Source organism: Aquabacter sp. (assembly GCF_965279295.1).
Taxonomy (GTDB): domain Bacteria; phylum Pseudomonadota; class Alphaproteobacteria; order Rhizobiales; family Xanthobacteraceae; genus Aquabacter.
This window is the reverse complement of record NZ_CBDIHQ010000010.1, coordinates 93,952-111,474: the sequence shown is the minus strand read 5'-3', so window position 1 is coordinate 111,474 and position 17,523 is coordinate 93,952. Positions and strand designations below refer to the sequence as shown.

At 66.7% G+C, this 17,523-nt stretch carries 12 protein-coding genes; 8 read left to right on the top strand and 4 right to left on the bottom strand.

Annotated elements, in window-relative coordinates; translation table 11 throughout:
• On the bottom strand, positions 1 to 957 hold the full coding sequence (locus tag ADADO0_RS04005; protein ID WP_511303884.1) for an L-threonylcarbamoyladenylate synthase: 957 nt from the start codon (positions 955 to 957) through the stop codon (positions 1 to 3).
• Positions 958 to 1,168: 211 nt separating this feature from the next.
• Here ADADO0_RS04005 and ADADO0_RS04000 point away from each other — a divergent pair, with 211 nt between their 5' ends.
• On the top strand, positions 1,169 to 2,956 hold the full coding sequence (locus ADADO0_RS04000) for an acyl-CoA dehydrogenase family protein (RefSeq protein ID WP_511303797.1): 1,788 nt from the start codon (positions 1,169 to 1,171) through the stop codon (positions 2,954 to 2,956).
• A 7-nt stretch (positions 2,957 to 2,963) separates the two neighbouring features.
• Here ADADO0_RS04000 and ADADO0_RS03995 read toward each other — a convergent pair whose 3' ends face one another.
• Positions 2,964 to 3,932 carry an NUDIX hydrolase gene (locus ADADO0_RS03995; RefSeq protein WP_511303796.1) on the bottom strand — a complete coding sequence of 323 codons (969 nt, stop codon included), beginning with the start codon at positions 3,930 to 3,932 and terminating at the stop codon, positions 2,964 to 2,966.
• A 258-nt stretch (positions 3,933 to 4,190) separates the two neighbouring features.
• On the opposite strand from ADADO0_RS03995, the gene ADADO0_RS03990 reads away from it, so the two are divergent.
• Positions 4,191 to 5,195 carry a phosphotransferase enzyme family protein gene (locus tag ADADO0_RS03990; RefSeq protein WP_511303795.1) on the top strand — a complete coding sequence of 335 codons (1,005 nt, stop codon included), beginning with the start codon at positions 4,191 to 4,193 and terminating at the stop codon, positions 5,193 to 5,195.
• 3 nt (positions 5,196 to 5,198) lie between these two features.
• Here ADADO0_RS03990 and ADADO0_RS03985 read toward each other — a convergent pair whose 3' ends face one another.
• Positions 5,199 to 5,798 (bottom strand): HupE/UreJ family protein, encoded by a 600-nt coding sequence (locus ADADO0_RS03985; RefSeq protein WP_511303794.1) that lies wholly within the window; start codon positions 5,796 to 5,798, stop codon positions 5,199 to 5,201.
• A 152-nt stretch (positions 5,799 to 5,950) separates the two neighbouring features.
• Here ADADO0_RS03985 and ADADO0_RS03980 point away from each other — a divergent pair, with 152 nt between their 5' ends.
• Positions 5,951 to 6,634, top strand: a complete 684-nt coding sequence (locus ADADO0_RS03980; RefSeq protein ID WP_511303793.1) for an invasion associated locus B family protein — start codon at positions 5,951 to 5,953, stop codon at positions 6,632 to 6,634.
• 93 nt (positions 6,635 to 6,727) lie between these two features.
• Here the strand turns inward: ADADO0_RS03980 and ADADO0_RS03975 are convergent, their stop codons facing one another.
• Complete coding sequence (locus ADADO0_RS03975) at positions 6,728 to 8,560, bottom strand: M3 family oligoendopeptidase (protein WP_511303792.1); 1,833 nt, start codon at positions 8,558 to 8,560, stop codon at positions 6,728 to 6,730.
• A gap of 148 nt (positions 8,561 to 8,708) precedes the next feature.
• On the opposite strand from ADADO0_RS03975, the gene ADADO0_RS03970 reads away from it, so the two are divergent.
• The 5 genes from ADADO0_RS03970 (at position 8,709) to polA (ending at position 17,325) form a co-directional block, all read left to right on the top strand.
• Positions 8,709 to 9,404: a response regulator transcription factor gene (locus ADADO0_RS03970; RefSeq protein ID WP_511303791.1), complete on the top strand. Its 696-nt coding sequence runs from the start codon at positions 8,709 to 8,711 to the stop codon at positions 9,402 to 9,404.
• Between the two features lie 150 nt (positions 9,405 to 9,554).
• Complete coding sequence (locus ADADO0_RS03965; RefSeq protein ID WP_511303790.1) at positions 9,555 to 11,639, top strand: L,D-transpeptidase family protein; 2,085 nt, start codon at positions 9,555 to 9,557, stop codon at positions 11,637 to 11,639.
• 379 nt (positions 11,640 to 12,018) lie between these two features.
• A complete protein-coding gene (mepK, locus tag ADADO0_RS03960; protein ID WP_511303789.1) occupies positions 12,019 to 13,506 on the top strand; it encodes a peptidoglycan L,D-endopeptidase MepK in 1,488 nt (495 codons plus the stop codon).
• 370 nt (positions 13,507 to 13,876) lie between these two features.
• On the top strand, positions 13,877 to 14,287 hold the full coding sequence (locus ADADO0_RS03955) for a DUF2794 domain-containing protein (protein WP_511303788.1): 411 nt from the start codon (positions 13,877 to 13,879) through the stop codon (positions 14,285 to 14,287).
• Between the two features lie 59 nt (positions 14,288 to 14,346).
• Positions 14,347 to 17,325, top strand: a complete 2,979-nt coding sequence (gene polA / locus ADADO0_RS03950; protein ID WP_511303787.1) for a DNA polymerase I — start codon at positions 14,347 to 14,349, stop codon at positions 17,323 to 17,325.
• Positions 17,326 to 17,523: the final 198 nt, after the last annotated feature.

Sequence of the window (17,523 nt, the reverse complement as noted above, 5' to 3'; positions counted from 1 at the left end):
TCAGTTGTCCTCTGGCATCAGCGGGCGGGGCGCGGCGGCGCGGTTGAGACGGTCGGCGATGGCTTCGCCCAGCCCGTCGCGGGGCAAGGGCACCACGGCGATGGACGATGCCCCGAGGCCGTCCAGCCGCCGCAGGGCGCCATAAAGGCTTGCGGCGGCCTCGATGAGGTCGCCGTCCGGGCTGAGGTCGAGCACGATTGAGGCGTTCTGCGCACCCGGCGGAAGGTTGCCGGCGAAGGTGAGCAGCGCCTCCCCCGGCGCCACGTCCCGCGCCTCCAGACGCACAATGGCGCGAGGGGCGTAATGGGAGGCGAGGCGACCGGGCGCGCTCGGCCGCTCGGCGTCGGTGGCGTCGGCATCGGCGAGGGCGTGGCCGAGCACGCGCTCGATCTCGCCCCGGGCGAGGCCGCCGGGGCGCAAAAGCGTCGGGCGCGGGCCGGAACAGTCGACGATGGTGGATTCAACCCCGACCTGGCAGGGGCCGGCATCCAGGATGACATCGATCCGCCCATGAAGATCCGCCGCCACATGGGCGGCATCGGTGGGGGAGACGTGTCCCGAGCGGTTCGCGCTCGGCCCGACCACCGGCCGCCCGACCGCGCGCAAAAAGTCCAGCCCCACGGCATGGGCGGGCACCCGAAGCGCCAGCGTGTCGAGCCCGGCGCGGGCGAGATCGCAGACCGCCCGCGTATCCCGGCAGGGCACCACCAGCGTGAGGGGACCGGGCCAGAAGGCAGCGGCAAGCCGTTCCGCCGCATCGCAGAAATCACCTAGCCGTGCCGCAGCCGCGGTATCAGGCACATGGGAAATCAAGGGGTTGAAGGCCGGGCGCCCCTTCGCCGCGTAGACCCCGGCCACCGCGCGCGGATCGCCGGCATCGGCGCCGAGGCCATAGACTGTCTCTGTCGGGAAGGCGACCAGACCGCCCTCGTGGATGGCGCGCGCCGCCGCATTCATCGCCGCCGCGCGGGCGGTTCCGCGTGTGGTCAGTGTGCGGGTGGCGCGCAGCGCGTCATAGGTGCGGCTTGAGGTCATCGGACCTTTCCCGGTGGGGGCTTGACGAACGCGGGCTCCCGCATCGAATTGTGTGCCCGCCAAGCGGCCTCCGCATAAGGCCGCGAGCGGTGTCAGGTCAATGCGGCGCGTGTGCCGGCGGAGGGGTCCAGTCATGTCCTATCGTGCGCCCGTGGAAGAGGTTTCGTTCTTCCTGAAGACCTGCACCTCGCTTCCGCGCCTGATGGAGGAAGGGCTGGTGGACCTGTCCTTCGATGTGGTGGACAGCGTGCTCCAAGAGGCCGGCAAGTTCGCCGCCGAAGTGATCGCGCCGCTCGACCGGGTTGGCGACACGGTGGGCAACACCTTGAAGGACGGCACCGTAACCACCGCGCCCGGCTGGCGGGAAGCCTATGCGGCCTGGACAGCGGCGGGATGGAACGGGGTTTTCGCCGAGGAAGCGTTCGGCGGCCAACATCTGCCTTGCGTGGTCACGTCCGCGCTTACGGAATTCTGGAACAGCGCCGCCCCGGCCTTCGCGCTCGGCCCGGTGCTCACCATGGGCGCCATCGAGGCGCTGACCCAGCACGGCTCCAAGGCGTTGCAGGACACCTATCTGGAAAAGCTGGTCAGCGGGGCGTGGACCGGCACCATGAACCTCACCGAGCCGCAGGCGGGCTCGGATCTCGCGGCGCTGCGCGCCCGCGCCGAGCGGGCGGGGGATGGCACCTATCGCATCTTCGGCACCAAGATTTTCATCTCCTACGGCGAGCACGACATCGCCGACAACATCGTCCATCTCGTGCTTGCCCGCCTGCCGGACGCGCCTGCGGGGACGCGGGGCATTTCGCTGTTTCTGGTGCCGAAAATCCTGGTCAATGCGGACGGGACGCTGGGCGCGCGCAACGACATTGTGGCGACCGGGCTGGAGCACAAGATGGGCATCCACGGCTCGCCCACCTGCACCATGGTGTTCGGTGACAAGGGCGAAGGAGCGGTCGGCTGGCTGGTGGGCGAGGAGAACCGGGGCCTCGCCTGCATGTTCACGATGATGAACAACGCCCGCCTCGCGGTCGGCGTCCAGGGCGTCGCGGTGGCTGAGCGCGCCACGCAGCGCGCCTTCGCGTTCGCCCACGAGCGTCGCCAGGGCAGCGCGCCGGGCGCGGAAGGCGCCGGCATGAGCCCGATCATCCAGCATCCCGACGTGCGGCGCATGCTCTTGACCATGCGCGCCGAGACCGACGCCGCCCGCGCCATCTGCCTGAAGACCGCCGACGCGCTGGATCGCGCGCGGCGCCTCACCGATCCGAACTTGAAGGCGGCGGCGCTGGCCGAGGCGAGCCTGCTCACGCCGGTGGCGAAGGCTTTCTCCACCGACGCGGGCATCAAGGTATCCTCGCTCGGTGTCCAGGTGCACGGTGGCATGGGCTATATCGAGGAGACCGGCGCCGCCCAGCACATGCGCGATGCCCGCATCTTCGCCATCTACGAGGGCACCAACGGCATCCAGGCGATCGATCTCGTCACCCGCAAGCTCACCCTTGGCGGAGGCACGCTGGTGGAGGGGCTGATCGATGATTACCGCACCGTTGCGGCGGACGTGTCGGCGCTGAACGACCCCGCGTTTGGCCACGCCGGCGAGCGCCTGTCGGAAGCGGTGGATGCGCTCGGCCGCGCGACGCGCCAGATGCTCGACTGGGTGCCGGAGGAGATGGAGAAGGCGCTGGCGGGGGCAACGCCATATCTCGCGCTATTTGCCCGCGCTGCCGGGGGCGCCTATCTCGCCCGCGTCGCTCTGGCTGCCCATGCGGCGGGCGGGGCTGAGGATAAGCGCCATGCTGCCCGCATCTCGGTGGCGCGCTTCTTCGCGGAGAACCTCGCGGTGGAAGCATCCGCCCTGGAGCGTGCCGTCGTTCACGGGGCGGGCGTGATCCTTGAAGGGGCGGCTGTGCTCGACGCGTAGCCGCCGTTCAACGCCGTCCGGCCGAGGGGCGAACGCCGGGGGCGGGCCGCTCGATCAGCACGTCGCGGCGGAAGCGCACCAGGCGGGCGGGGCGCCCGCCGGTGCCGGTGATCGTCTCTCCGGTTTCTTCCACGAGACCCTGGGTCTCCACGAGCCTGCGGAAATTCTGCTTATGCAGCCGCATGCCGGAGAGGGCTTCCACAGCGCGCTGAAGCTGCAGCAGGGTGAAGGCGGGGGGCATCAATTCAAACACCACGGGGCGATACTTGATCTTGCCCCGCAGCCGGCCGATGGCGGTGGCGAGGATGCGGCGATGGTCGAACGCCATGGCGCGGCCGAGCGGCGGAGACGACGGTCGCGCGCCTTCCTCACCGGCTGCTTCCTGCACCAGCCCGGCCTCATAGAGCAGTTCGTAACGTTCCAGCACCCGCTCATCGTTCCAGGCAAGCCCTTCCCCGAAGGCGAGGTGGCGGCGCTGGCGGCGGATCTCGGCGGTCTTGGCGTCCGGCGCCACCTGCGCCCAGGCTTCCAGCGCCACCTCGATCGCATCGAGGATGGCCGGGCGTCCGTCGCGCCAGTCCTCCCAGGGAAAGCAGCCGTACCAACCGAGCCACGCCGCTTCCATCTCGCCCGCCGGTCGCGCCTCGCGCACCAGGGCGAGGTAGGCGACCGAGAGCGCGCGCGCCCCGGCATCGTGCCGGTCGAGATCGCCGAAGGTGTAAAGCTGCTCGATATAATTCAGCTTCTGATTGGTCTGCCGTTCCACCCAGGAGCGCAGGCCCGCCTCCAGCGTGCGATGCGCCGGCTCAAGCGGGCCGGAGGGCAGCGCCGGGCGCTCGCCCCCATGCAGCGCGAGAACGCGCGGCTCCTCCGCCGTCACGGCCACGACGGCGGCTGACAGGTCGATGCTGACCCCCGGCTCGGGCCGGAGGGTGCGTCGAGGCGGGGAGGAGGGTCGCGGTGCGGCTTCGCCCATTGGGAACACTGAGATGGGAACACGGAAGGTGCCTGCCTGATCCTATGGCCTGAAGGCGCGTCCGCATCAATGCGCCGTTTGGCGGTGGCTTGCGCCGTCCCGTGTTCTGCGGGCTGTGCGTGGCGTCAGGGGCGCCGACGCCGCATTGACCGGTACCAGCCTGCGGCTCATCCTCGACGATATTATTCCCGGCGGGAGTTGCGTCGGCGCGCCGTGATGCGTTTGAAAATCACATGAAATATCGGAACCGAACCTGCCGTGTATGACGCCGGTTTTCTCGCGCGGATGGAAAATGGCCTGAGGCAGGCGCTGCCGCTTTGGGAGGTGAGGCCAGACACCCGGCTTGACCTGCTCGCCATTTCCGAGAACGCCACGTTCCGCGCCACCGGGACAGGGGCGCGGGACATGGTATTTCGTGTTCACCGGCCAGGCTATCACAGCCGCGCGGAGATCAGTTCGGAACTCGCCTGGATCGAGGCCTTAAGGGTCGCCGGGAACATTGCCATTCCCCACCCGATCCCATTACGCGACGGCTCTCTCATTGCCGATATCGACGATGCGGGGACGGATCGCCAGGTGGTGGCGTTCGAGTTCATTCCGGGCAAGGAGCCGGCGGAAGGTGACGATCTCGCCTCCTGGTTCGGCCATCTCGGCGCGATCAATGCCGGCCTGCATCACCACGCGCGCACCTGGGCGCGGCCGAGGGGTTTCACCCGCAAGGTGTGGAATTTTGACACCATGCTCGGTCGCCGAAGGCTTTGGGGCGACTGGCGGGCAGCTGTCGGGCTCGACGCGCCGGGCCGTGCGGTGCTGGAGCGCACGGTTGCCGTGCTGGAAGAGGAACTGAAGCGCATCGGTGAGGATGAGGGGGATTTCGGCCTCATCCATGCCGACCTGCGCCTTGCCAATCTGCTGGTGGATGGCGACAGGCTCACCCTGATCGATTTCGACGACTGCGGCTTCTCCTGGTTTCTCTACGACTTCGCCGCGGCGATCTCGTTCATCGAGCATGAGCCCTATGTGGACGACCTGCTGAAGGCCTGGGTCGAAGGCTATCGCACCCGCATGCCGCTCTCCGACGCGCGGGCGGCGCAGATTCCGCTGTTCGTCATGCTGAGGCGCATCCTGCTCACCGCCTGGATCGCCTCGCATGCCGAGACCCCGACGGCGCAGAGCCTGGGGGCCGCCTACACGCGCGGCACGGTTGAACTGGCGGAAGGCTTTCTCTCCCGCCAGCCGCGCCTCGTGCTGGCGGCCTCCTGAGGCTCAGGCGATTCCAGCCAGCAACGCCACGCCGGCCACCGCGACGGCCGCGCCCGTGCCGCGCACGAACACCTGGCCATGGGTTTCACCAAATCGGCCGATGGCTATGCCCGCCGCCAAGCCGACGAGGTGAAGGATGGCAGTGGCAAGCATGAAGCCGAAGCCATAGGCGAGGCCGTCGGCGCTTTCCGGCATTTCCGCGCCGTGGGCGTGACCGTGGAACACGGCGAACAGGCCGACCACCGCCATAGCTGCCACAAGTGGCGCCTTCACGCCGAACGCAACGGCCGCGCCCAGCACGACGACCGAGAGGGCGATGCCGATCTCCACGAACGGCACGTCGACACCGGAGATACCGAGCGCTCCCCCCACCGCCATCAGCGCCACGAAGGTCGCCGGAACCGCCCACACGGCGCGTCCGCCAAGCTGCCAAGCGAAGATACCAACCGTCACCATGGCCAGAACATGGTCGAGGCCGGTGATGGGGTGCATGAAGCCGTGCGTGAAGCCGTGGGCATCGCCGATGCCGGTATGGGCGAACGCCAGGGTGGGGGCGAGGGTGAGGAGAACAGCGAGGGCACAGGCGCGGGCGGAACGGATCATCACGAAAATCCCCAGTATTTCGCGCCATGCTAAGCCGTGAACATCGCACTGCGCAACGGACCACCGCGCGTGGATGACGCGCACCTCCGGTTGGCACCGCCGCCCGGTATTGATATGCACTGCTGCGATCTGTTTTCTAGCGAGAGCCCGTGATGACCTTTGATCCCTCCACTGCGCGCGCGCCCCTTCCCAAGGGCGGCTTGCGCGCCGGCCTGCTGGCGGGCCTGACGCTCCTCATGGCTGCGGGTTCCGCAACGGCTCAGACGCCTGCTGCGCCCAGCTCGCCTTCCGCCACGCCTCCCGCCGCACAGACCCAGCCACGGAAGCCTGCCACCCCGCCTCCCGCCGCCGCGAAGCCGGCAGCGTCTCAGCCAGCGGCGGCGGACGGCGGCCCGACCCGCACCAGTGCCACCTATGAAGACTGGGTGGTGCGCTGCGAGCGGGGCGAGAGCACCGGCGGTGCCAAGGTGTGCGAAGTGGCGCAGACCCTTCAGATCGGCAACCAGCAACAGAATCTCACCGCGCAGGTGGTGTTCGGCAAGCTCAAGAGCGACGGGCCGTTGCGCCTCGTGCTCCAGCTTCCGGTCGGCGTGTGGCTGCCCGGTGGGGCCTCGTTCACCGCGGGCGAAAATGGCAAGGCGCTCGCAGCCACCTTCAAGTTCTGCATCCGCGCCTGCATCGCCGATATGGACCTGACGTCGCTGGAAGCCACGGCTCTGAATTCGGCCACCGGACCTGCTTCGCTGGTGTTCCAGGATCGCAACCAGGCGCAAGTGACGCTGCCGGTTTCGCTGAAGGGTCTCTCCGCCGCGCTCGCCGCGCGCGACAAGATGTGATTCTCCGGTACTGCTTTTTCTGCCAAAAATCTTACTGCCGAAAAGAAAAATGCCCGGGCACTGCCCGGGCATTTTTTATGGAGGTGGGCGGGTTCAGGCGACTTCGGCCTGCTCCAACTCGGTGATCATGCTGTCGATCAGGTTGAGGCCGGTCTGCCAGAAGGCGGGGTCGCGGGCATCAAGGCCGAAGGGTGCCAGCAACTCGGCATGGTGCTTGGTGCCGCCCGCCGACAGCATTTCCAGATACCGCTCCGCGAAACCGTCCGAGGCGTTCTGGTAGACCCCGTAGAGCGAGTTCACGAGGCAGTCGCCGAAAGAGTAGGCGTAGACGTAGAACGGCGAATGGATGAAGTGCGGGATGTAGGTCCAGAACGTCTCGTAGCCCGCGCTGAGATTGATCCCCGGCCCGAGGCTCTCGCTCTGCACCTGCATCCACAGGGCGTTGATCTGGTCCGATGTCAGTTCGCCCTTGCGCCGCTCGGTGTGCACCAGGCGCTCGAAGGAATAAAAGGCGGTCTGCCGAACCACGGTGTTGATCATGTCCTCTACCTTCTGGGCGAGCATGATCTTGCGGTTCAACGGCGTTTCCGCATGGCTCAGCAGCTTGCGGAAGGTCAGCATCTCGCCGAACACCGAGGCGGTTTCCGCTAGGGTCAGCGGGGTCGGCGCCATCAGTGCGCCCTGGCGCCCCGCCAGCACCTGATGCACGCCGTGGCCGAGTTCATGGGCCAGCGTCATCACGTCCCGCGGCTTGCCCTGGTAGTTGAGCAGCACATAGGGGTGGGCCGAGGGGACGGTCGGGTGCGCGAAGGCGCCCGGCGACTTGCCCGGACGCACCGGCGCATCGATCCAGTTCTTGTCGAAGAACGTCCGGGCGATGTCCGCCATGCGCGGCGAGAACGCGCCATAGGCGCCCAGCACGGTGTCGCGCGCCTCGCCCCAGGCGATGTCACGGGTTTCTACCTTGGGGAGCGGCGCATTGCGGTCCCAGAACTCCAGCTTGTCCTTGCCGAACCAGTGCGCCTTCAGCGTGTAATAGCGATGCGACAGACGCGGGAAGGACGCGCGGATCGCGTCCACCATGGCGTCCACCACTTCCTTTTCCACCCGGTTGGCGAGGTGGCGGGAGGAGGCGACATCAGGAAAGCCCCGCCACCGATCGGAGATTTCCTTGTCCTTCGCCAGCGTGTTGGTGATGAGCGTGAACAGGCGCAGGTTCTTGGAGAGCACGTCCGCGAGGGCAAGGCCCGCGGTCTTGCGCACCTCCTCCCGCGTGTCCTGCATCATGTTGAGCGTCGGCTCGATGGCGAGTTCCTGGCCGTTCACCGGGAAGCGCAGGCTCGAGATAGTCTCGTCGAACAGCCGGCCCCACGACCCGCGCGAAGGGTTCGATTTCTCGTGGAACAGCTGCTCGATGCGGTCTTCGAGCTGGAATTCCTTGTCCTTGCGCAGGTCTTCCAGGAACGGCCGGTAATGGCCGAGGGCGGGCACCGACATGGCGGTTTCCAGCGCCGCATCGTCCAGGCGGTTCAATTCCAGGGTGAAAAACAACAGATGCGTGGAGGCGTCGGTGAGGCGCTCCTGGATGTCGCCGTAGAATTTGGCTCGCACGGGGTCGGCGGTGTTTCCAGCATAGACCAAGCTGCCATAGGAGGCGATGCGCCCGAGCAGGTCATCGATCTCCTCATACCGCTTCACCGCAGCGCCGAGTGCGTCTCCGGCGTTCGGCCCCGCGAGAAGATCGGCAAGCTTGCCCTTGTAGGCGTCCTCGAACGCCTTGCAGGCGGCGTCACCGGTTTCCAGGTCCGCCGCGAGGGCAGGGGAATCCATCGCCGGATACAGGTCGGTGAGATTCCACTCGGGCAGGACGTCCACTGTGGCGGGAGCGGTGGCGAGTTCGGCCGCGAACGTCGGGGATAAGCGCATGAGACCTCCGGCAGTACGGATCGAAACCCGTCAGTGACGTCTCATAATGCGCGAAGGGCGCCGATGGAAGCGCGCGCCGTGCACTGGGCTTAGACATCTCTTAACCGTGCGCCGTCCAAGCTCGCAGAATCAGCGTGCGCGGAGTCCCATGAGCCACCGTATTCTTGTTGTTGAAGACGATGCCGTGGAAGCACGCCGTCTTATCTCCGCCCTGGCGTGCCTCGGCCATGTCTGCGTGCACGCGGAAGATGGCGATGCGGCGCTGGCACGCCTTGCGGCGGAAGGCTTCGATTGCGTTCTGCTGGATCTGGTTCTGCCGGGACTGGACGGCATGGGCGTCCTGCGCGCGATGGATGCGCGGGGCATCGACGTGCCAGTCGTCGCCGCCGTGACGCCGGCCGGGATCGACGCGGTCGAATCCGCGCTGCGGGCCGGCGCACGGGATTTCGTGGTGAAACCCGCCGGCGCGTTGCGCCTGAAGGTCACGATCGCCAACGCGCTGGCGCATGCGGCGCTGTCGCGCGGTGCCTTCGGGAAAGAGGCGCCCCGCTCGGCTCACGATTGCGTGCGTTCGGAAATCAATGTGGTGGCGTTTCCCACGCCGGCGCGTGATCCTTTCGAGGCAGAGGACAATCTCCCCCTGGTGGATCGCAGCGGCCATGCCCGCCCCTTGGCACATCTGGAAAAGGACGTGATTCGCGCGGCCATGGCGCTTTATGGCGGTCGGATGAGCGAGGTCGCGCGGCGTCTCGGTATCGGCCGCTCGACGCTTTATCGCCGCATCGGCGAACTTGGCCTTGTGGTGGCGGAACCTCTAGCTTCGCTTTCCGTTGCTGCTGAGTGACGAGGTGGATAACAGGGCGGCGCCTGAGCTTGTGATTTGAACTGGCGCGCCGCCGGTGCAAGCTCTGGCGCCGGCATGTCCTGCGACTAACGACGATTTTCCTGGTCCGGACCGATGGTCCGGTTGTGCGTGCGCGGATTGGAGAGGCCGATGGCCTGGCGTGGGAAGAAGCCGCTTTATGTGTTTGCCGTGCTGGCCTCCGGTCTGGCGCTTCCGGCCGCAGGTTACACGCAGGGCGTGCCGGTCAGCGGTGATGCCGGGATGGGCACCGCGGATGCCGCATCCACCGAGGGCGGAGACCGCGTGCCCGAGCACCGCATGGGTGAGGCGCCGGTTCCTGGCGATGGCACCGCGCACCCCCAGACGCATCCCCACGCCGGTGTGAGCGCCTCCGGCAATATCCCGCTGCCCGAGGAGAGGCCGGCCGAGGTCTCCGCGCCCGTCACCTCCGCGCCAGTCACTGCGGAAGCCCCTGCCGAAGCGCCCGTGCCCGTGGTGGTGGACTTGCCGGCCGAGCCGGCACCCGCGACCGGGCTGGATGCGGCGCCGATGAAGGCGGAAGCACCGGTGGTCCCGTCCACTGCGCCGCATGTCCAGGTAGGCAATGCGCCGGCCGCTGCGACCCCCGCCCCCACGGCTCAAACGCCGGCGGTTCAGGCCCCGGTTGCCCAGGTTCCGGCCGATCCGCTGGCGCCGATTGCCCAATCCATCGCCCGCCTCCTGTCCGCCACGCCGATTCCGGCCGGCAAGGATCAGGAAGCCATCGCTGCCTTCTATGGCGCGCGCGCCGATGCGCCGGTGTTCGTCGACGCCCGTGGCTACAATGCACGCGGAAAGGCAATCCTCGCCCGCTTCGCCGGGGCCGGTAAGGACGGCCTGGAGCCCGCCGACTACAAGTTCCAGCCGATCACCGCCGAAGCGGATGCCGGCAGCCTCGCGCAGGCGGAACTGCGCCTTGCCGCGAGCGCGCTGCTTTATGCGCGCCACGCCCAGGCCGGGCGGTTTGATCCTATCCGGGTTTCGGCCCTCACCACCCCCACCCGCAGCATTCCCGATGCGCTCGGGGTTCTGCACACTCTGGCGAGCGCGCCGGATGCCAGCGCCGCGCTGGAAGCCTTCAACCCGCCCCACCCCGGCTATCTCGCCCTCAAGGCGAAGCTGGCCGAGGCGCGCAACACCTCTTCCACGCGCGCCTCTCTGCCCCGCGTGCCGACTGGCCCGAGCCTGAAGCCGGGCGATGTGGATGTGCGTGTGCCGGTGCTTCGCCAGCGTCTTGGCCTGAAGGCCGGCAAGACGCAGACGAACGAGCGGCTGTACGATTACGAACTGGTGGACGCGGTGCGCTTCTTCCAGGCGGAAAACGGGCTGGAGCCGGACGGCAAGGTCGGCACCGGCACGGTCGATGCCCTGAATGGCTTTGCAAATCCCGCCGACCGCGTGGCCGACATCATCGCCAACATGGAACGCTGGCGCTGGCTGCCCCGTGACCTCGGCTCGGCCAATGTGATGGTGAACATCCCGGAATATATGGTCCGCATCAATGACGGCGGGCGCATGATCCACGAGACCCGCGTGGTGGTCGGCAAGCCGGATACCCAGACCCCGCTGCTGACTCACGACATGGAATATGTCGTGGTGAACCCCTCCTGGAACATCCCGGCCAACATCGCCCGCAAGGAGATGCTGCCGAACCTCCAGCGCGATCCCTATTATCTCAAGCGCCAGGGCATCGAAATCGAGCGCGGCGGCCGGGCGATCGATCCCGGCACGGTGAATTGGCAGGCCGGGCTCGGGGGCTACTCGTTCCGCCAGCCGCCCGGCGAGCGCAATGCGCTCGGGCGCATCAAGTTCATGTTCCCGAACGACCACTCGGTCTATCTGCACGACACCGCCTCGCGCAGCCTGTTCGCAAACGAGAAGCGCGCCTACAGCCACGGCTGCGTGCGGGTTCAGGATCCTCTGTCCTTCGGCGAGGTCATCTTCACCCTGGGCATGCCTAACGACGGGTGGACCGAGACCAAGATCAGCAAGATGTTCGGCGGGCAGGAGCGGTACATCAACCTGAAGCGCCGCATCCCGGTGCACCTGGTCTATTTCACGGCACTTGTTGATGCCTCCGGCCAGTTGTCCATGCGCCCGGACATCTACGGAATCGACGAGCGCGTGAAGGAGTTGCTGGGTCTCACGGGTGCGCAGCACCTCGCGTCCGGCAAGGCCAAGACGGTGGCCCGCTAGCCTCTTCAACGTCTTCATGGTCGGCACTGCCGACCATGAAGACGTTGGCTTGATGCATGGCGATGCTGTGGACAATTGCAGCCATGCTTAAGAATCCAGCAACCATAATCGCTGGACCGCGCGCGTTAAAAATCCGCCGCAATCCGAATTTCTCATGCTACTGCATAGTTAGTGCTTGTTCGTGATTTTTTTGTCGCATGGAACTAGCACGTTTTCGCCACACTCTCCCTCTACTCACGTCACCGTGACCGAAGCGAAAGTCGCGAATTTCGCGTATTCGTTCGGGGGGAACGGTGGCGTCAATACGCCCTTAACCGAACCCGGCAAGACTCTGTTGAGTTTCGCGTCGCGCATTCAGGTGCGCGGCAGAGAGATAGAATTGAGCCTCGGGTTCGCGACATTGCAGATTTTTCAGCGTATCCCCGTCCTTGCCCGCGCCGCAGTATCGGCGCGCCGGACGCGCGCCGCCGCCGCTGCTCTCACCCTCATCCTGGTGGGTACGACTTCGCTTCAGAACGCGGCGGCAAACGGCGACACCCGCACGATCTATCTTGAGAATGCCCACACCGGCGAAAGCGGCGCCTTCACCTTCAAGAAGGAAGGTCGCTACGACGACGACGTGCTGAAGAAGCTGAACTGGTTCCTGCGCGATTGGCGCAAGGCCGAACCCACCAAGATGGACCCCGAGCTGTTCGACCTGCTCTGGGAGGTCTATCGCGACGTTGGCGCCAAGGAAGAAATCCAGGTTCTCTGCGGCTATCGTTCCCCCTCCACCAACGCCATGCTTCGATCCCGCTCCAAGGCTGTCGCCGAGCAGAGCCAGCATGTGCGCGGCAGGGCGATGGACTTCTTCATCCCCGGCGTGAACCTCGCGGAATTGCGCGCAGCTGGCCTGCGCATGCAGCGCGGCGGCGTCGGCTTCTATCCCAGCAATAATTTCGTCCACATGGACACCGGCAGCGTGCGCATGTGGCCGCGCATGACCCACGACCAATTGGTCAAGGTGTTCCCGGACGAGAAGACCGTCCACGTTCCCGCCGACGGCAAGCCGCTCGCCAATTACCAGCAGGCGCTGGCGGAGCTTGAGGGCGGCAAGACCGTCGCGGTGGCGCAGGGCGATGCCGGTGCCGGCATCCGCAAGTTCTTCGCCTCGCTGTTCAGCGGCAAAACGGTGGACGAGGAGGAGGACGAAGAGGTGTCTCCGGCGGCCGCCAAGCTCGCCGCCCGCTCTAAGGCCGCCGAGGTCAAGGTGGCCAGCGCCGCCCCGCCGGAAGAGACCCCCGCGCCCGTCGCCGCCCCGATCAAGGTTGCCACCAAGCCGCTGCCGGTGCCCCGGCCTGCGGAGATCACCGCTGCCATCATAACCGCACAGGCGGTGGTGGCGCCTCTGCCGACCGCCCCGCTTCCGCTGCGGCGGCCCATGCCGGCTGACGCGGTGTTCACCGCGAGCGTTGCACCATTCCCGGCGCCGTTCCCGGCCGTCATCACGCGGGGCTCGCAGACGGCTCCCGAGGGGACGCTCTCTTATGCGCCCTCGAGTGGTGATCTGGATGCCCGCCGGCCGCTGTCGCAGGAGGTTATCGCCGCTCCCGCGCTCCAGGCGCGCCAGCGGTCCAAGACGGCTGAAGTGCCGTTCGGACGGCTGTTCGTGGCGCCGAGCCTGACGACCGAGCCTTATCTGCGCCCACCGGAGCTGCGGGTGTTCACCGCCTTCATGACGGCGCCGCGACAGGTGGTGGCGACTGGTTTCTCCAGCGACGCGACGCGCGGTCTCTCGACCAGCCATTTCTCAGGCACCGCGATGGCGTCCCTGCCGGTCTACGTGTTCGGCCCGCCCAATATCCAGCTGACGCAGCGCGTTCCCTGATCTTGCCAATCTGAGCTTGTCGCGCATTGCGAGCGCCCGGCCGACTAGCTGGGGGCTCGCAGAAGCGGGCTTCAGACAAGAAAAAAGGCCGCGCAGGGCGGCCTTTGGAGGGGTTTTGGAGGTGTAACAGTGGCCGGTCCGCTCGTCACCCCGGGGGGCTGGGGGGCTGGGATAGACCGGAGCAACCGCGAACCGGCCCTGCTACATTTCGAATATGATGGGGCCCATGGGCGAGGTCGGGGCCGAAAAGCGACCATAGTGTGATTGTGTTGACGACCCCGTGAGGTCGCCCCTCAGCCGGCTTCGCAATACCCTTGCAAGGCGAGGCAACCCGAACGATCATGAACCATCGCGTCCAAGAGGAGGCCCGATGGGAGAAGTCGAAACCCTACGCAAGACCGGTATGGCCGCCCAGGCGCATGCGCAGCCGGCCGGTGCACAATCCACCACCACCACACATCCATCCGCCTTATCGCCGCCCCCGGTCAGGGTGACTTTTGACCGGCGCGAGCTTGATCGCATCCTCGATCTCTACGGGCGCATGGTGGCGGCGGGCGAATGGCGGGACTACGCCATCGATTTCCTGAGGGACAAGGCGGTGTTCTCGATTTTCCGACGCGCCCTCGACGTGCCGCTCTATCGCATCGAGAAAGACCCCAAGCTGGCGCGACGGCAGGGAGAATACTGTGTGGTCTCGCAGACCGGCCTTATTCTCAAGCGCGGCCACGAGCTTCCCCGCGTGCTCGCGGTGCTTGAGAAGCCGCTGAAGGCGATCGGCTAAGGGTTGTCCCGGGCGAAGGCGTCGGGCATCGTGCGCGCCGCCTTCGAATGGAACCACCGATGTCCGCAGCTCCCCGCCCGATCCAGCCCGGTGACCATGTCTTCCTGGTGGATGGGTCCTCCTTCGTCTTCCGCGCCTATTTCCAATCCATCAATCAGGACCGGAAGTACAATTTTCGCTCGGACCGTCTGCCGACCGGCGCGGTGCGCCTGTTCTGCACCAAGCTGTTTCAGTTCATCCGCGAGGGGGCGGTGGGCATCAAGCCGACCCATCTCGCCATCATCTTCGACAAATCCGAGGATTCGTTCCGCAAGGAGCTTTATCCCGCCTACAAGGCAAACCGCTCCGATCCGCCGGATGAACTGATCCCCCAATTCCCGCTGATGCGCGAGGCGGTGAAGGCGTTCGGCCTGATCCCCGTCGAGATGGCGCGCTACGAGGCGGATGACCTGATCGCCACCTACGCCTGCCAAGCGGCGGCGGCTGGCGCGGACGTGCTGATCGTCTCGGCCGACAAGGATTTAATGCAGATGGTCGGGGAGCGGGTCGGGATGTACGACCCGGCCTCAGGCGAAGCCGGCGGGCGTGGCGCCCGGCCGGAGCGGCGCATCGGCGTGCCGGAGGTGCTGGAATATTTCGGCGTGCCGCCGGAATTGGTCACCGATGTCCAGGCACTGGCCGGGGATTCCACCGACAATGTTCCCGGCGTTCCGGGTATCGGCATCAAGACCGCCTCCGCGCTCATTCAGGAGTATGGCTCGTTGGATGCGCTTCTGGCTCGCGCCGGGGAGATCAAGCAACCCAAGCGCCGCGAGTCCCTGGAAAACAAGGAAAACCAGGACAAAGCCCGCATTTCGAAGATGCTGGTGACGCTGGTGCGCGATGTCCCGGTCGAGGTGCCCCTGGAAAACCTGGTCCTGGAGGACCCGGACGGCAAGCGCCTCATTGCCTTCCTCAAGGCCATGGAATTCACCACCATCACGCGCCGCGCCGCCGAGACCTTCGGGGTCGATGCAGCAGCGATCGAGGCCGACCCCGCGCTTGCGCCGGGCGGCGGGCAGGCGCCTTCACCGGCGACGGAAGATGCGGCGCCCGCCCCGGTCGCCCGCCCGTCCTCGTCGGGCCGTCCTGATATCCTTACCCCGTCCGATCTCGTGACCGCGCGGGCGCAGGAGGCGCGGGCGGTCAAGGTGGATCGTTCCCGCTACAAGATGCTCACCGATGCCGCGACGCTGACGGATTGGTGCGCGCGCGCTGTGGACCAGGGCCTGGTCGCCTTCGACACCGAGACCACCGGAATCGACCCGCAGCAGGCGGATCTGGTGGGCGTCTCCCTGGCGCTGGCGCCGAACGAGGCCTGCTATATCCCGCTCGCTCACATTGGCGCGGGGGACGGCCTGTTCAGCGAGGGCAAGCTGCCGGGGCAAATCCCGGTCGAGGAGGCGCTGGCGATCCTGCGGCCGATGCTTGAGGACAAGGGCACGCTGAAAATCGGCCACAACGTGAAATATGACGCCGCCATATTGGCGCGTCACGGCATCGTGGTCGCGCCCTACGACTGCACCATGTGCATGTCCTATGCGCTCGACGCCGGGCGAAACAATCATGGCATGGACGACCTTTCGGTGCGCCATCTCGGCCATCAGCCGATCGCCTTCTCCGAGGTCGCCGGGAAGGGCAAAGGCCAGATCACTTTCGACAAGGTGCCGCTAGAGGCCGCCACCGCCTATGCGGCAGAAGATGCCGACGTGACCTTGCGGCTGTGGCGCGTGCTGAAGCCGCGCCTCACCGCCGAGGGGATGAGCACGGTCTACGAGACCCTGGAGCGTCCGCTGATTCCGGTCCTGGGGCGGATGGAGGCGCGGGGCGTCTCCATCGACCGCAATATGCTCTCGCGCCTGTCCAGCGAATTCGCCCAGGGCGCGGCGCGGGTGGAGGACGAGATCGCGGAACTCGCGGGTGAGCGCCTCAATGTGGGTTCGCCCAAGCAGATGGGCGACATCCTGTTCGGCAGGATGGGCCTGCCCGGCGGCACCAAGACCGCCACAGGCGCGTGGTCCACCAAGGCGAACGTGCTGGAGGAACTGGCGGAGGCCGGTCACAAGCTGCCGCAGAAGATCCTGGAGTGGCGGCAACTCGCCAAGCTGCGCTCCACCTATACCGATGCGCTGCCCGGATACGTGAACCCGCGCACCAACCGGGTTCACACCGGCTATGCGCTGGCGGCGACCACCACCGGCCGCCTGTCCTCATCCGAGCCCAACCTTCAGAACATCCCGATCCGCACCGAGGAAGGCCGCCGCATCCGCAAGGCGTTCGTTGCGGAGCCGGGCAACCTCCTGGTTTCGGCGGATTATTCGCAGATCGAACTGCGCCTGCTTGCGGAGATCGCCAATATTCCGAGCCTGCGGCAGGCGTTCCAGGATGGGCTGGACATCCACGCCATGACGGCATCCGAAATGTTCGGCGTGCCGGTGGAGGGCATGCCGAGCGAGGTGCGCCGCCGCGCCAAGGCGATCAATTTCGGTATAATCTACGGAATCTCGGCCTTCGGGCTCGCCAATCAGCTCGGCATCCCGCGCGAGGAGGCGGGGCTCTATATCCGACGCTATTTCGAGCGTTTCCCTGGCATACGCGCCTATATGGACGAGACCCGCACCTATTGCCGCGAGCATGGCTACGTCACCACCCTTTTCGGGCGTCGCTGCCATTATCCAGACATTGCCGCTTCCAACCCGTCGATCCGCGCGTTCAACGAGCGGGCGGCGATCAATGCCCGCCTCCAGGGCACGGCGGCGGACATCATTCGCCGGGCGATGATCCGCATGGAGCCGGCCCTGGCGAAGGCCAAGCTCAACGCCCGCATGCTGCTTCAGGTGCACGATGAACTGGTGTTCGAGGTGCCTGAAGGCGAGGTGGAGGCGAGCCTGCCGGTGATCCGCGCGGTGATGGAGCAGGCCTCGCTCCCTGCGGTACAACTGGCGGTGCCGTTGAAGGTCGATGCGCGCGGGGCGCTGAACTGGGACGAGGCGCACTGAGCGCGCTTCTCTCGCCATCTTGGCAAAGCCTTCGCATACGCACACATTGATTTCTGCCGCTCTCCCTCCCCCCCTTGCGGGGGAGGGTTGGGGAGGGGGTACCGGTGTCGCAAGCGCCTTCTCGCAGGCTCGCACGGAAGCATACCCCCTCCCCAGCCCTCCCCCGCAAGGGGGGAGGGGACGTGTTTTACTCAAGGG